Raw genomic sequence first — 13,457 nt, forward strand, 5'->3', positions numbered from 1 at the left:
GGTTTTTCTATGGATCTGCAGATCGCCCTTTTGCTCGGGCAAGACGGCATCGTGAACGGTGCCGTCTATGGATTGATGGCGCTCGCTCTTGTGCTGGTGTTTTCCGTCACGCGCGTCATCTTCATTCCGCAAGGCGAGTTCGTCGCCTTCGGGGCTCTGTCGATGGCGGTGCTGCAGGCCGGCCGCGTGCCGGCCACGCTCTGGCTGCTGGTCGCGCTTGCGGCGATGGTGCTGGTGGTGGAAGCCTGGCGCTGGAAGCGCGGCACGGTGGTGGACTGGGGCTCGACGCTCACCTGGTGCGTGGCGCTGCCGGCGCTGGCCTGCGCGCTCGTGCTCTGGCTCAAGCCGACCTCGATGGCGGCTCAAGCCGTCACCACGCTGGTGCTGATCGCACCGCTCGGGCCGCTGCTCTATCGCCTCGCCTACCGGCCGTTGGCCGATGCCAGCGTGCTGATGCTGCTGATCGTCTCGGTGGCGCTGCACGGCGTGCTGGTGGGGCTGGGCCTGCTCTTCTTCGGTGCCGAAGGCTATCGCACCACGGCATTCTCGGAAGAACGCTTCGACGTCGGCGGCATTCCGGTCAGCGGGCAGTCGCTGGTGGTGATCGGCGTCACGCTGCTGCTGGTGATTGCGATGTTCCTTTTCTTCGGCCGCTCGATGATCGGCAAGGCGCTGCGCGCCACGGCCATCAACCGTGTGGGCGCGCGGCTGTCGGGTATTCCAACGGAGCTCTCGGGCGACCTGAGCTTTGCGCTCGCCGCACTGATCGGTGCGATCTCGGGCCTCCTGATCGCGCCGCTCACCACGGTGTATTACGACACCGGTTTCCTGATCGGGCTGAAGGGCTTCGTTGCCGCCATCGTGGGCGGGCTCGCGAGCTATCCGCTGGCACTCGCGGGCGCACTGCTGGTCGGCCAGCTCGAAGCCTTCGCTTCGTTCTGGGCCAGCCCGTTCAAGGAGGTGCTCGTCTTCACGCTGATCATCCCGGTGCTGTGGTGGCGTTCGCTGCACAGCCACCATGTAGAGGACGAGGAATGAACAACACCTCCGCCGACAACACCGCCAACGCCGCGGCGGCATCCGTTGGCCGCGCGCTGATCACCCCGAGGCAGCTCACGCTCGTCTGCGTCGCGGCACTTGCATCGGCCTGGGGCTTCCTGCCGGAGTTCACGGTTTCGGTGCTCAGCAACATCGGGCTCTATGCATTGGTCGCGGTCGGGCTGGTCATGCTGACCGGCGTGGGCGGCATGACGTCTTTCGGCCAGGCCGCGTTCGTCGGCATGGGCTCGTACGCCACCGCGTGGATCTGCACATCGCCCACCGCCGCGGCGTGGATGGGCGGCGTCGTCGGCCCCGCCTTGCTGCCGTGGGCCGGGCTGCTGCTGGGGCTGTTGCTGACCTTCGCGCTCGCATGGGCGCTGGGTGCGGTCACGCTCAAGCTGCAGGGCCATTACCTGCCGCTGTGCACCATCGCCTGGGGCCTGAGCCTCTACTACCTGTTCGGCAACATGGATTTCCTCGGCGGGCAGACGGGCATCACCGGCGTACCACCGCTGGCCGTCGCGGGCTTCTCGCTGGCGACGCCGCGTGTGCTTGGCGTGGTGATCTGGGCCGTGCTGCTGCTGGCGCTCTGGGCCATGCACAACCTGCTCGATTCGCGCGAAGGCCGGGCCATCCGCGCCCTCAAGGGCGGGCGGCTCATGGCCGAGTCGATGGGTGTGGACACGGCCCGCCACCGCGTAAAGCTTTTTGTGCTCGCTGCCCTGCTGGCCGCCGTATCGGGCTGGCTCTATGCGCACCTGCAGCGCTTCGTCAACCCCACGCCTTTCAACCTGAACATCGGCATCGAGCTGCTGTTCATGGCGGTGGTAGGCGGCGCGGGCCACCTGTGGGGCGCGGTGCTGGGCGCCGCGCTCATCACGCTGCTGAAGGAAAAGCTGCAGGACGTTCTGCCTTCGCTGCTCGGCAGCAGCGGCAACTTCGAAGTGATCGTGTTCGGCCTGCTCATGCTCTTCGTGCTGCAACGCTTTGCCGATGGCCTGTGGCCCACGCTGGCGCGCATCGCCAGGCGCTGGGTACGCCCGCATGCCGTTGCGGCCACCGATGCCGCACGGCCCGCCGCCTCGGCCGCGCAGCTCGTGCAACGCAACTTGCCCGCCAAGGACGAGGTGCTGCTCCAGGCCACCAGCGTCAGCAAGCGCTTCGGCGGGCTGGTGGCCAACAATGACATCTCGATGACGCTGAAGGCCGGCGAGATCCACGCGCTGATCGGTCCGAACGGCGCGGGCAAGAGCACCTTCTTCAACATGATCTCCGGGGTGGACGACCCAAGCTCCGGCGAAGTGCGGCTAGCGGGCCATCCGATGGCGGCCAAGCCTTCGCGCGTGTTCGCGGCACTCGGCCTGGGCCGCACCTTCCAGCATGTGCGCCTGCTCGGCCAGCGCAGCGTGGTCGAGAACGTCGCGCTCGGTGCCCACCTGCGTGCCAGGCGCGGTTGGCTCGCCGCGATGCTGCGGATGGACCGCGCGGAAGAAGCCGCGCTGATGGCCGAGGCCCGCCGCCAGATCGAACGCTGCGGCCTCGGCGCGCATGCCGACACGCCGGCCGCGTCGCTCTCGCTCGGCCAGCAGCGCGTGGTCGAGATTGCGCGCGCGCTGGCCGGCCAGCCTTCGGTGTTGCTGCTCGACGAACCCGCCGCGGGCCTGCGCCACCTGGAGAAGCGCGCGCTTTCCGTGCTGCTGGGCCAGCTGCGCGCCGAAGGCCTTGGCATTCTCGTGGTGGAACATGACATGGAATTTGTGATGAACCTTGCCGACCGCATCACCGTGCTGGAGTTCGGCACCGTCATCGCGACCGGCACGCCGGCTGAAGTGCAGGCCAATCCGCGCGTGCTCGAGGCCTACCTGGGCGGCGCCGACGACCAGCTGCTGGAGGACGCACGATGAGCCATCCGCTCCTACAGCTCGACGGCTTCTGCGTCGCCTACCGCACCGTGGAGGCGGTGCACAGCGTGCGCCTGCATGTGAACGAAGGCGAGATCGTCACCGTCATCGGACCCAACGGCGCCGGCAAGACCACGCTGCTGTGCGCAACCATGGGCCTGCTGCCCTCCACCGGCAGCCTCACGCTGCATGGCGAGCGCATCGCACGCCCCGGCGTCGAGACCATGGTGGCGCGCGGCGTGGCGCTGGTGCCCGAGCGGCGCGAGCTGTTCGGCGACATGTCGGTCGAAGACAACCTGCTGCTCGGCGGCTTCTACCAGTGGCGCAAGGGCAAGCGCGACCAGCGTGCACGCATGGAAGAAGTGTTCGAGATCTTTCCACGGCTGCGCGAACGCAAGCCGCAGCTGGCCTCGACGCTTTCGGGCGGCGAGCGCCAGATGCTCGCCATCGGCCGCGCATTGATGGCGCGCCCGCGGCTCCTGATGCTGGACGAACCCTCGCTGGGCCTGGCGCCGCTGGTGGTGCGTGAGGTGCTGCGCGTGGTTTCTCAACTGCGCAGCCATGGCGTCTCGGTGCTCCTGGTGGAGCAGAACGCGCGCGCGGCGCTGCAGGTCGCCGACCGCGCCTATGTGCTGGAGATGGGCGCAGTGGCGCTTGAAGGCAAGGCCGGAGACCTGCTGCACGACCAACGAATCATCGACACCTACCTGGGCATCGGCAACAAGAAATGACCCTGTTTTTCTCCCTCCCCTTCCGGGGGAGGGTTGGGGTGGGGGCAGGCGGCGATCGATAAGGCACCGCGCCGAACCAGCGCCGCCTGCCCCCATCCCAGCCTTCCCCCAGCGGGGGAAGGAGCAACACATCGAAAGGACACTCTCATGACCACCCTTCAAAGCTACATCGCCGGCCGCTGGATCGGCAAAGAGAGCGCACAACAGCTGCGCAGCGCCGTCAACGGCCAGCCCGTGGCAAGCACGCATGCCGAGGCCATCGACTTCGCCGAAGCGCTGAACCACGCGCGCCGGGTCGGCCTGCCCACGCTGATGGCGCTCGACTTCCAGCAGCGCTCCGAACGCCTGAAGGCGCTGGCCAAGTACCTTGCGGCCAACAAGGAAACGCTCTACGCAATCTCCGCCCACACCGGCGCGACCCGCGCCGACAGCTGGATCGACATCGAAGGCGGCGCCGGCACGCTCAGCGCCTATGCCGGCATCGGCACCAACGAGCTCCCCTCGGGCAACCTGGTGCACGAAGGCCCGGCCTTTCCGCTCGGCAAGAAGGGCGGCTTTGCGGGCACGCACATCCTGGTGCCGCGCGGCGGGGTGGCGGTGCACATCAACGCGTTCAACTTTCCGGTGTGGGGGCTCCTCGAGAAGTTCGCGCCCAGTTTCCTCGCGGGCATGCCGTGCATCGGCAAGCCGGCCACCGCGACCAGCTACCTCACCGAAGCGCTGGTGCGGCTCATCGTGCAGTCGGGCATCCTGCCGGAAGGCAGCCTGCAACTCGTGGTCGGTGGCACGGGCGACCTGCTCGACCGGCTCGAGGGCGCGGATGTCGTCACCTTCACCGGCTCGGCCGACACGGCCGCCAAGCTGCGCGTGCACCCGAACCTGGTGCGCCAATCGATTCCGTTCAACGCCGAGGCCGACTCGCTCAACTGCGCGATCCTCGCGCCCGACGTGACGCCCGACGACGAAGAGTTCGATCTGTTCGTGAAAGAGGTGGCGCGCGAAATGACCATCAAGGCCGGCCAGAAATGCACCGCCATTCGCCGCGCGATCGTGCCGCGCCAGCATCTCGATGCGGTGGCGGACCGCCTGCGCGCGCGGCTCGCCAAGACCGTCATCGGAGATCCCTCGCGCGAAGAGGTGCGCATGGGCGCCCTTGCCTCGCACGCACAGCAGGCCGACGTGGCCGAACGCGTCGCCACGCTGCTGCAAGGCGCCGAGCTGGTCTACGGCGCGCGCGACGGCTTCTCGCCCGTGGGCGACGGCGTGAGCGAAGGCGCCTTCTTCGCGCCCACGCTGCTCTTGAGCCGCAAGCCGCTCGAACACGATGCCGCGCACGACGTCGAAGCCTTCGGCCCCGTCAGCACGCTGATGCCTTATGACAGCATCGACGAAGCGCTTGCGCTGGCCGCGCGCGGCCGCGGCAGCCTCGTCGGCACGCTGGTCACGCGCGACCCGGCCATCGCGGCCAAGGCCATTCCGGTCGCTGCCGCATGGCACGGCCGCCTGCTGGTGCTCGACCGCGAAGCCGCCGCCGAATCGACCGGCCATGGCTCGCCGCTGCCGCAGCTCAAGCACGGCGGCCCGGGCCGCGCGGGCGGCGGTGAAGAGCTCGGCGGCCTGCGCGCGGTGAAGCACTACCTGCAGCGCGCCGCGGTGCAAGGCTCGCCCACTATGCTGGCCGCGATCACCGGCGAGCATGTGCGCGGCGCGGCCGTGCGCGAAAGCGAGGTGCATCCCTTCCGCCGCCATTTCGAAGACCTGCGCATCGGCGACTCGCTCCTTACGCACCGCCGAACGGTCGGCGAGGCCGACATCGTCGCGTTCGGCGGCATCTCGGGCGACTATTTCTACATGCACTTCGACGAGGTGGCAGCAAAGGAGTCGCCTTTCGGCAAGCGCATCGCGCACGGCTACTTCGTGCTGTCAGCCGCCGCCGGCCTCTTCGTGTCGCCCGCGCCAGGCCCGGTGCTCGCCAACTACGGCCTCGACACGCTGCGCTTCGTCAAGCCCGTGGGCATTGGCGACACCATTCGCGCGCGCCTGACCTGCAAGCGCAAGATCGACCGCAACAAGAAGGACGCGAGCGGCCAGGGCCAGGGCGTGGTGGCCTGGGATGTCGAGGTGACGAACCAGGACGGCGAGCTGGTCGCGAGCTACGATATCCTGACCCTCGTCTCCAAGAAACCAGAAACCACCTGATGTTCGATCTCACAGGAAAAACGGCATTCGTCACCGGCGGCAATGGCGGCATCGGCCTGGGGATGGCCCAGGGCCTTGCCAAGGCCGGCGCCCGCGTCATCGTGGCCGCGCGCAACGCCCAGAAATCGGCCGCCGCGGTCGAGGCGCTGAAGGCGCTGGGCAGCGACAGCTTCGCGCTGGAGGTCGATGTGGCCGATGAAGCCTCGGTGCAGAAGGCTTTCGACGAAGCGGCCGCGCGCTGTGGCCGGCTCGACATCCTCATCAACAACGCCGGCACCACGGTGCGCAAGCCGGTCGACCAGTTGGCGCTGGACGAGTGGCACAAGGTGATGGACACCAACCTGACCAGCGCCTTTTTGTGCAGCCGGGCCGCACATCCTCATTTGAAGAAGGCGGGCGGCGGCAAGATCATCAACATCGGCTCGATGATGTCGATCTTCGGCGCACCCTATGCCCCGGCCTATGCCGCGAGCAAGGCCGGCATCGTGCAGCTCACCAAGTCGACCGCGCTCTCGTGGGCGGCCGACAACATCCAGGTCAACGCGATTCTTCCCGGCTGGTTCGAAACCGAGCTGACCGACGGCGCCCGCAGCCAGATTCCGGGCCTGTACGACCGCGTGGTGGCCCGCGCCGCCGCCGGCCGCTGGGGCCAGCCGGCCGACATTGCCGGCACGGCCGTGTTTCTGGCAAGCCGGGCTTCGGACTACGTGACCGGCACCGCCATTCCGGTGGACGGCGGATTTTCTATTTCTGGCTGAATCTGGCTGAAGTCGGGCGGGCCGTGTAAATTCGGCCGCCATGCTTCTCTGGTTTCAGATCTTTCTTTTTGTCGCCGGCACGGCCGCGCTGCTGCACGTCTCGCGCGGGCCGCTGCGCCAGCCCGGCTCGCACGGCTTCTACCGCTTCTTCGCGTGGGAATGCATGCTGGTGCTGATCATCGTGAACCTGCCGGTGTGGCATGTCGACCCGCTGTCGTTCACCCAGCTGCTCTCCTGCGTGTTCCTGGCGCTGTCGATCTGGCTGCCGATCCATGCGGTGAAGCTGCTCAAGGCCCAGGGCAAGCCGACCGAGGCACGCAACGACGACCCGGCGCTCTATGGTTTCGAGAAGACGTCGTCCATCGTCAGTACCGGCGCCTTCCGCTACATTCGCCACCCGATGTACACGGCGCTGATGCTGCTGGCCTGGGGCGCCTTCCTGAAGCAGTTCACCTGGCTCACGCTTGCGCTGGTGCTGGCGGCCACGATGCTGCTGTTTCTGACGGCACGCAGCGACGAAAAGGAATGCATCGCGCATTTTGGCGATGCGTACCGCGAGTACATGCGCCGCACGCGGCGCTTCATTCCGTTCGTGCTGTGAAAAGCCCGGGCTTTCCCAGCGGGCCGCAAGCCGCCCTCCTGTTCCTGGCGCTGTTCCTTTGCGAATTCGTCATTGCCGTTGCGCTGCGCGATGCCAACCGCTGGCTCGGACTCAACGACATGCAGCTGGGCGTGCTTTCCGCCGTGCTGGGCAACGGCTGCGTATTCGCCGGGGTCATGCACTTCCAGCAGCTCACCTATCGCGAGCTGTTCCACCAGTCCCCGGCCTCCGCCAGGGCCACGCTGGTGCTGATCGTTCCGCCGGTGCTGCTGCTGGTGCCGGGGCTGATGGTGGTGATAGTGGCCGCGATGAACCTGCTGGTGCTGATCGCGCCGCTTTCGGCCTGGGAGGAATCGATGTTCAGCCGCATGGCCGACGGCAGCGTGGCGGCCACGCTGGCGGTGTGCGTCATGGCGCCGCTGCTGGAAGAAATGCTGTTCCGCGGCATCGTGCTGCGCGGGTTCCTGCAGCGCTATTCGCGGTGGCAGGCCATCGTGGGCTCGGCGCTGCTCTTCGGCGTGGCGCACATGAACATCTACCAGTTCGTCGTTGGCCTGGCGATGGGCACGGTGCTCGGATGGCTCTATGAGCGCACCCGCTCGCTCATCCCGTGTATCGCACTGCATGCGGCCTACAACACGGGCACGATCTTCATCAGCGACCTGCCCGAGACTGTGTCGCTTTCAGACACCGCGCTGGCCTTGCTGGTGATCGCGCTGGCGACCGTGTGCGGCGTGCTGGCTTTGCGGCACATGCTGGTGGCGCCCATTGCGCGCAGGCCGGCGCCCTGACCGGGTCGCCCGCCGTTCAAGAACTAAGGTTGCACGGGTGCGAACGGCTGCGCATCCACAGCGTCGCCATCGACGATGAAGTGCCCGCCCGCCACATGGTGCAGCGTGCGCAGCTCGTCGTGCCCCGTGAAGTTCCAGCGTCCCTCGGCGAACACGCGCGAGTCGGCCTGCGCCGCGATCACTTCGCCCAGGAACAGGTCGTAGCGCTGCTGGATCGGCGGTTCGGGCAGCAGCCGGCATTCGAGCCATGCAACGCAGTCTTCCAGCAGGGGCGCCGTACCGGCTGCGCCGGTGAAAGTCTGTAGCCCGTAGGCTGCGAACTTGTCGTGCCCGTCGCGCTCGGCGATTTCGCGGCCCGAGCTGTTGCCCAGGGCATCTGTCAGGTCGAGCTGCGCGCGCGAAGGCACCTGCAGCGCGAAGGTGCCCGCGCCTTCGAGCAGCGCGCGCGTCCAGGTGCTCTTGTCGAGCACCACGGCCACCTTGGGCGGGTCGAAGTCCAGCGGCATGGCCCAGGCCGCGGCCATGATGTTGCGCTGGCCGCCGTGGGCAGCGCTCACGAGCACGGTCGGGCCGTGGTTCAGCAGGCGATAGGCCTTGTTCAATGGAACCGGCCGGCGGTAAGAGGCATTCATGCGCGTGGAACGAAGATGAGTCCAGGGAATGGAAGCCGCCAGCCTACCAGCATGAACCCGGTCTCGCCCTGCTCCCGACGTTCCAGTCGCAATTCACGAGTCACGTCGGCCGCGAACGACGACGGGCGCTTGGTGTGCCATCAGCTCGGCGATCCAGTCGATGAACACGCGCAGCTTGGCGCTGACATGCCGGTTGGGCGGGAACGCCACGTACATCGGCATCGGATCGAGCTGCCAATCTTCGAACAGGGGCACCAGCTCGCCACGCGCCAGGTGCGCCTTGCACATGTAGTCCGGCAGCCAGAGAACGCCCAGTCCGGCCAGGCCGGCCGCAAGATAGGCATTGCCGTCGTCTACCGCGAGCACGTAGCGGCCTTGCACTTCGATGTGCTCGCCGCCGCGGCGCATGGCGTATGGAAAGGTCTTGCCGGTGCGCGACCAGTGGTAACCCACGATGCGGTGGTGCGTGTCTTCCAGCTCCCTCGGATGCGAAGGCGTGCCGGCACGTTCGAGGTAGTCCGGCGCCGCGCAGACCTTGAGCTGCAGGTCGCCCACGCGGCGTGCCATCAGCGACTGGTCGGTGAGTTCTCCGCCACGCACGACGCAGTCCACGTTCTCGCCGATCAGGTCCACCATGCGATCGCTCACGCCCATGTCGAGCTGGATGTCGGGATAGCGCGCATGGAACGCCGGCAAGGCCGGCACCAGGAGCATGCGGGCCAGCGGGGTCGGCACATCCACGCGCAGCCGGCCCCGCGGCGACGCCGAGGCGCCGGACAGGCTGGTTTCGGCATCGTCCATGTCGGCCAGCAGGCGCACCACGCGCTCGTAATAGGCCGCGCCGTCGGCCGTGACGTTGACCTTGCGCGTGGTCCGGTTGAGCAACTGCACGCGCAACCGCGCTTCCAGCTGTTGCACCAGTTGCGTCACGCTGGTCTTGCTCATGTGCAGCGTCTCGGCCGCCTGGGTGAAGCTGCGTGTTTCCACCACACGGGCGAATGCCTGCATCGCATCGAAACGGTCCATGTCTATCCGCTCCTGCTGATTCGAAGATTGTTTGGGTTCTGCAAACAGTGATTGTTGACTTTGCCTGTTTATCCGGGTGACGCGGCTGCCTAAAGTCCCTTCATCGTTATCAACGGGTCGGCTTCGGCCCATCAAGAAAAGAAGGCAATCTCCATGGCTCAACGTGACGTCGTTTTCCCGCCCGGGCGCCAGGCGCTCTACGAAAAGAATCGCTATTCGCCGGCGATCCGGTCCAATGGCTTTTTGTTCGTTTCGGGACAGGTCGGCAGCCGCCCCGACGGCTCGCCCGAGCCCGACCTGGAGGCGCAGGTCCGGCTCGCGTTCGACAACCTGAATGCGATCCTCGGGGCCGCAGGCTGCACGTTCGACGACGTGATCGACGTCACCGTGTTCATCGTCGATCCCGAATCGAAGTTCGACACGATCTGGAAGGTACTGCCGGAATATTGGGGTAATGCGCCGCACCCGACGTTGACCGGCATCGGTGTGACGTGGCTCTACGGCTTCCAGTTCGAGATCAAGGTGATCGCGAAACTTCCGCAGATCGGTGGCGGCGACGACCGCGCGTAAGCGGGATTCGTGAGGGGAACAACCGGAGAACCGGAAACCGCCCACGAGTGCCTGTCGTCCAACCGCACCGCCATTGCAGAGTTCCTGCCCGTCAGAGCGCGACGAACGCCGCCCAGAGCAACGCGACAGCACCGACGATCGAGCCCCACGCACCGACCATGTTTCCAGCATAGACGAGCTTGCCCAGGCCAGCGCCATCGGAAGACAACCCGCGCTGGCCCGTGATTGCGGCCAGGGGCGTGGCAACGCAGAAGCCGTAGCCTGAAACGATCAGCGCAACGGCGATGACCCACATGACCGGCATGGAAACCGCGAGCAAGGTCAGCACGGCAGCCGTCGCGAGCATCAGCGTCGCACCGATGGGCAGGCTCAAGTGCGCCACGCGCCAGGAGTTGACGATGTGGGCCGGCGCATTGCGCTTGATGGCCTTCGCATAGGGCGCACCGAGCAAGAGTCCGAAAAGCAGGATCACTGCTGCGTGGAAGACGAGATGGCGTGCTGCTGTGTGCATGGAAAGGAGGAGCGTGGAGGTGGCGCATCCTACCCGGGGCTTGTTGTTCAGGGCGCGCACCCGCCGACGGGGTACCTTGCTCCGCGAATGTCCCCCGGCCTGCGGCCTCCTCCTTTATTTCGCTGCGCAAGGCACCCCATCGACGTGAGCGTTATGCGCGGTGGTCGTTGATCGAACGGAACAAGCGCAGCGCCCGGTGTGCACAGGGCATCGGGTGCTCCCCGCAGCGAAATAAAGGAGGAGCCGAAGGCGGGGGACATTCGCGGAGGGGAGTACCCGGTGGCCTTTGCACTCGCCCTGAATGAATTACGCCTTCTCCCCGCGGCCAAGCATCCGCCCCGCCCGAGCAAGCACCTTCGCCTCATCGCCACCGCCGCGATACGCCAGCACGCCGTTCACGAACACCCACTCCACGCCTAGGCTGACGCCATGCGGCTTGTCGTAGGTGGCGGTATCGGCAATGGTCTCAGGGTCGAACACCACCACGTCGGCCATGGTTCCCGCGCGCAGCAGGCCGCGGTCGGCAATGCGCAAGTTGCGCGCGGTCATGCCCGTCATCTTGTGCACGGCCTGCTCGAGCGTGAACAGGCGGCGCTGGCGCCAGTAGCGCGCGAACACGCGTGGGAACGCGCCCCACAGGCGCGGATGCGGATGCCGGTCGTGCGGTAGGCCGTCGCTGCCGATCATGGTGAGCGGATGCGCGATGACGCGCTCCACGTCTTCTTCCTGCATCTGGAAATAGCAGGCGCCGCCGGGCTTCAGGCGCAGGCAGGCCTCCTGCTCGGTGGTGCCCCACTCGCGCGCAATGTCGGAGATCAGGCGGCCCGTCATCTCCGGGTGCGGATCGGACCAGGTCAGCAGCACATCGATGACGCCATCGACCAAGTCTTCGCGCAGCACGGTGGAGCCCGCGACGTAGGGGTACACGTCCATCGCGATCTGCTGGCGCTGCGCCAGCGCCTCGATCAGCGGCAGCGTTTCCTTGGTGCGGCCCCAGTTCGCGGGGCCGGCGCACTTGTGGTGCGAAATGACCAGCGGCACGCCGGCGCTGAAGGCGGTGTCGCCGGCCTCGTGCAGCGCTTCGATGATCTGCTGCATTTCGCTGCGCAGATGCGTGGCGTAGACACCCCCATGCCTTGCCACGACGCGTGCGAGTGCGGTCACTTCCTCGGCGGGAGCGGCAAACGCTTCTTCATAAAACAACCCCGACGACATGCCGTGCGCGCCCTCGGCCATGCAGCTGTCGAGCAGTGCTTCCATGCGCGCCAACTCATCGCCGTTCGCGGGCCGGTCGAGCGCTTCCATGGCCGCGAAGCGCAAGGTGGTGTGGCCCACCAGCGCCGCCACGTTGATTGCCGGCTGCGTCGCATCGACGGCTGCGCGGTACTCGGCCATGGTGGCATGCTTGAATGATTCCGCGCCCAGCAGCGTGAGCGGCGGCTTGGACTGCGGCGTGCGATACGGCGCGAGCGAGATGCCGCAGTTGCCGGTCACCACGGTGGTGATGCCTTGCGACACCTTGGGCAGGCACAGCGGGTCGCGCAGCACGATGGCGTCGTCGTGCGTGTGCGCGTCGATGAAGCCGGGTGCAATCACCTTCGTGCGGCAGTCGACGATCTCCACGTCGGCCAGCGCAATCCCTTCGGGCAGCCGCTCGCGCAGGCCTTCCCCCAGCGCGACGATGCGGTCGCCCTGCAGCAGCAGGTCGCCGGGCCACGAAGGCCCACCCGAGCCGTCGACCACCAGGCCGGCCTCGAGCAATATGGCTTTGGCGTCGCTCACGATGCGCGGCCTCCGGTGTTGATGCCGCCGCCATCCCAGCTTTGCAGCGGATGCGTGGTGGCGTCGATGCCATGGCGCTGGAAGGCTTCGCGTGCACGCTGCAGGCGCTGCACCGCGGGCTCGCCGCGACGCTGCGCCACCAGCACCGTGAGAATCTCGATGGCGGTGAGGTGCGTCAGGTAGGCATCGATGCCCACGTGCATCACGGCGTCGTCGGGCACCGAGAGGCCCAGCAGAAAGTCGGCCTTGGCCGCCAGCGCGGTGCCGGGCCGCGTGAGTGCGACCACCTTGGCGCCCTGCCCGCGCGCGATGTCCACCGCGTCGAGCAGCGACGGCATGCCGCCCACGTGCGAAATGGCAATGACCACGCCGCCCGGACGCTGCGCGGCACCCGCCACCTGCTGCAGGTGGTAGTCGGCCCAGGCGTTGGCCGAGAGGCCGAGCCTGAAGAGCCGCGCCTGCAGGTCGTTGGCCATGAACCACGACGTGGCGCCCGCGCCGTACAAGTCGACATGCGGCGCGGCCGCAATGACGGCCACCGCCCCCTCGAGCACCTGCATATCGAGCTGCCCGCGCACGCCCGAGACCGAAGCCGCGGCGCTGCGCGCGATCTTGCTGACGACTTCATCGGCCGCGTCCTCGATGTTCACGCGCCGGTGCAGCGGCGAGCCGCCAAGCGCCAGCTCCTGCGCGAGCGCAAGCTTGAATTCGCGCAGCCCTGCAAAGCCCAGGTCGCGGCAGGTGCGCATGATGGTGGGCACCGAACTGCGCGAGCGCTCGGCCAGCTGCTCGAAACTTTCTTCGAGCGCGCGGTCGGGGTCTTCGAGGATCAGGTCGAGAATCGCGCGCCGCGTGGCCGGTGCGCTGCTGCGGAGTTCGGCGATCTTCTGAAGCAATGAGGGAGTCATCGGTTC

At 67.3% G+C, this 13,457-nt stretch carries 13 protein-coding genes; 8 read left to right on the forward strand and 5 right to left on the reverse strand.

What is annotated here, in order from left to right:
• Positions 1–9 precede the first annotated feature (9 nt).
• From ABIC94_RS22965 to ABIC94_RS22995, 7 genes are all read left to right on the forward strand, one after another.
• Positions 10–1,038 (forward strand): branched-chain amino acid ABC transporter permease, encoded by a 1,029-nt coding sequence (locus tag ABIC94_RS22965; protein ID WP_354375289.1) that lies wholly within the window; start codon positions 10–12, stop codon positions 1,036–1,038.
• Positions 1,035–2,945, forward strand: a complete 1,911-nt coding sequence (locus ABIC94_RS22970; protein ID WP_354375290.1) for a branched-chain amino acid ABC transporter ATP-binding protein/permease — start codon at positions 1,035–1,037, stop codon at positions 2,943–2,945. Before ABIC94_RS22965 ends, ABIC94_RS22970 begins: the two co-directional genes overlap by 4 nt.
• Complete coding sequence (locus ABIC94_RS22975) at positions 2,942–3,673, forward strand: ABC transporter ATP-binding protein (RefSeq protein WP_354375291.1); 732 nt, start codon at positions 2,942–2,944, stop codon at positions 3,671–3,673. The genes ABIC94_RS22970 and ABIC94_RS22975 overlap by 4 nt, the downstream gene beginning before the upstream one ends.
• Before the next feature lie 147 nt (positions 3,674–3,820).
• Positions 3,821–5,872 carry a phenylacetic acid degradation bifunctional protein PaaZ gene (gene paaZ, locus ABIC94_RS22980; protein ID WP_354375292.1) on the forward strand — a complete coding sequence of 684 codons (2,052 nt, stop codon included), beginning with the start codon at positions 3,821–3,823 and terminating at the stop codon, positions 5,870–5,872.
• Positions 5,872–6,630 carry an SDR family NAD(P)-dependent oxidoreductase gene (locus ABIC94_RS22985; protein WP_354375293.1) on the forward strand — a complete coding sequence of 253 codons (759 nt, stop codon included), beginning with the start codon at positions 5,872–5,874 and terminating at the stop codon, positions 6,628–6,630. The genes paaZ and ABIC94_RS22985 overlap by 1 nt, the downstream gene beginning before the upstream one ends.
• 40 nt (positions 6,631–6,670) lie before the next feature.
• Entirely contained in the window at positions 6,671–7,231 is a 561-nt protein-coding gene (locus tag ABIC94_RS22990; RefSeq protein ID WP_354375294.1) for a methyltransferase family protein, read from the forward strand.
• Positions 7,228–8,022, forward strand: a complete 795-nt coding sequence (locus ABIC94_RS22995) for a CPBP family intramembrane glutamic endopeptidase (RefSeq protein WP_354375295.1) — start codon at positions 7,228–7,230, stop codon at positions 8,020–8,022. The genes ABIC94_RS22990 and ABIC94_RS22995 overlap by 4 nt, the downstream gene beginning before the upstream one ends.
• Before the next feature lie 23 nt (positions 8,023–8,045).
• On the opposite strand, the gene ABIC94_RS23000 is transcribed toward ABIC94_RS22995, so the two are convergent.
• Positions 8,046–8,654: a flavin reductase family protein gene (locus ABIC94_RS23000; RefSeq protein ID WP_354375296.1), complete on the reverse strand. Its 609-nt coding sequence runs from the start codon at positions 8,652–8,654 to the stop codon at positions 8,046–8,048.
• A 93-nt stretch (positions 8,655–8,747) separates the two neighbouring features.
• Positions 8,748–9,680 carry a LysR family transcriptional regulator gene (locus tag ABIC94_RS23005; RefSeq protein ID WP_354375297.1) on the reverse strand — a complete coding sequence of 311 codons (933 nt, stop codon included), beginning with the start codon at positions 9,678–9,680 and terminating at the stop codon, positions 8,748–8,750.
• Positions 9,681–9,833: 153 nt separating this feature from the next.
• On the opposite strand from ABIC94_RS23005, the gene ABIC94_RS23010 reads away from it, so the two are divergent.
• A complete protein-coding gene (locus ABIC94_RS23010; RefSeq protein ID WP_354375298.1) occupies positions 9,834–10,250 on the forward strand; it encodes a RidA family protein in 417 nt (138 codons plus the stop codon).
• Between the two features lie 91 nt (positions 10,251–10,341).
• Here the strand turns inward: ABIC94_RS23010 and ABIC94_RS23015 are convergent, their stop codons facing one another.
• From ABIC94_RS23015 to ABIC94_RS23025, 3 genes are all read right to left on the reverse strand, one after another.
• A complete protein-coding gene (locus ABIC94_RS23015) occupies positions 10,342–10,761 on the reverse strand; it encodes a hypothetical protein (RefSeq protein WP_354375299.1) in 420 nt (139 codons plus the stop codon).
• 306 nt (positions 10,762–11,067) lie between these two features.
• Positions 11,068–12,543: an N-acyl-D-amino-acid deacylase family protein gene (locus ABIC94_RS23020; RefSeq protein ID WP_354375300.1), complete on the reverse strand. Its 1,476-nt coding sequence runs from the start codon at positions 12,541–12,543 to the stop codon at positions 11,068–11,070.
• Positions 12,540–13,451: a MurR/RpiR family transcriptional regulator gene (locus ABIC94_RS23025; RefSeq protein ID WP_354375301.1), complete on the reverse strand. Its 912-nt coding sequence runs from the start codon at positions 13,449–13,451 to the stop codon at positions 12,540–12,542. Before ABIC94_RS23025 ends, ABIC94_RS23020 begins: the two co-directional genes overlap by 4 nt.
• Positions 13,452–13,457: the final 6 nt, after the last annotated feature.

Source organism: Variovorax paradoxus (genome assembly GCF_040544635.1).
GTDB classification, from domain to species: domain Bacteria; phylum Pseudomonadota; class Gammaproteobacteria; order Burkholderiales; family Burkholderiaceae_C; genus Variovorax; species Variovorax paradoxus_R.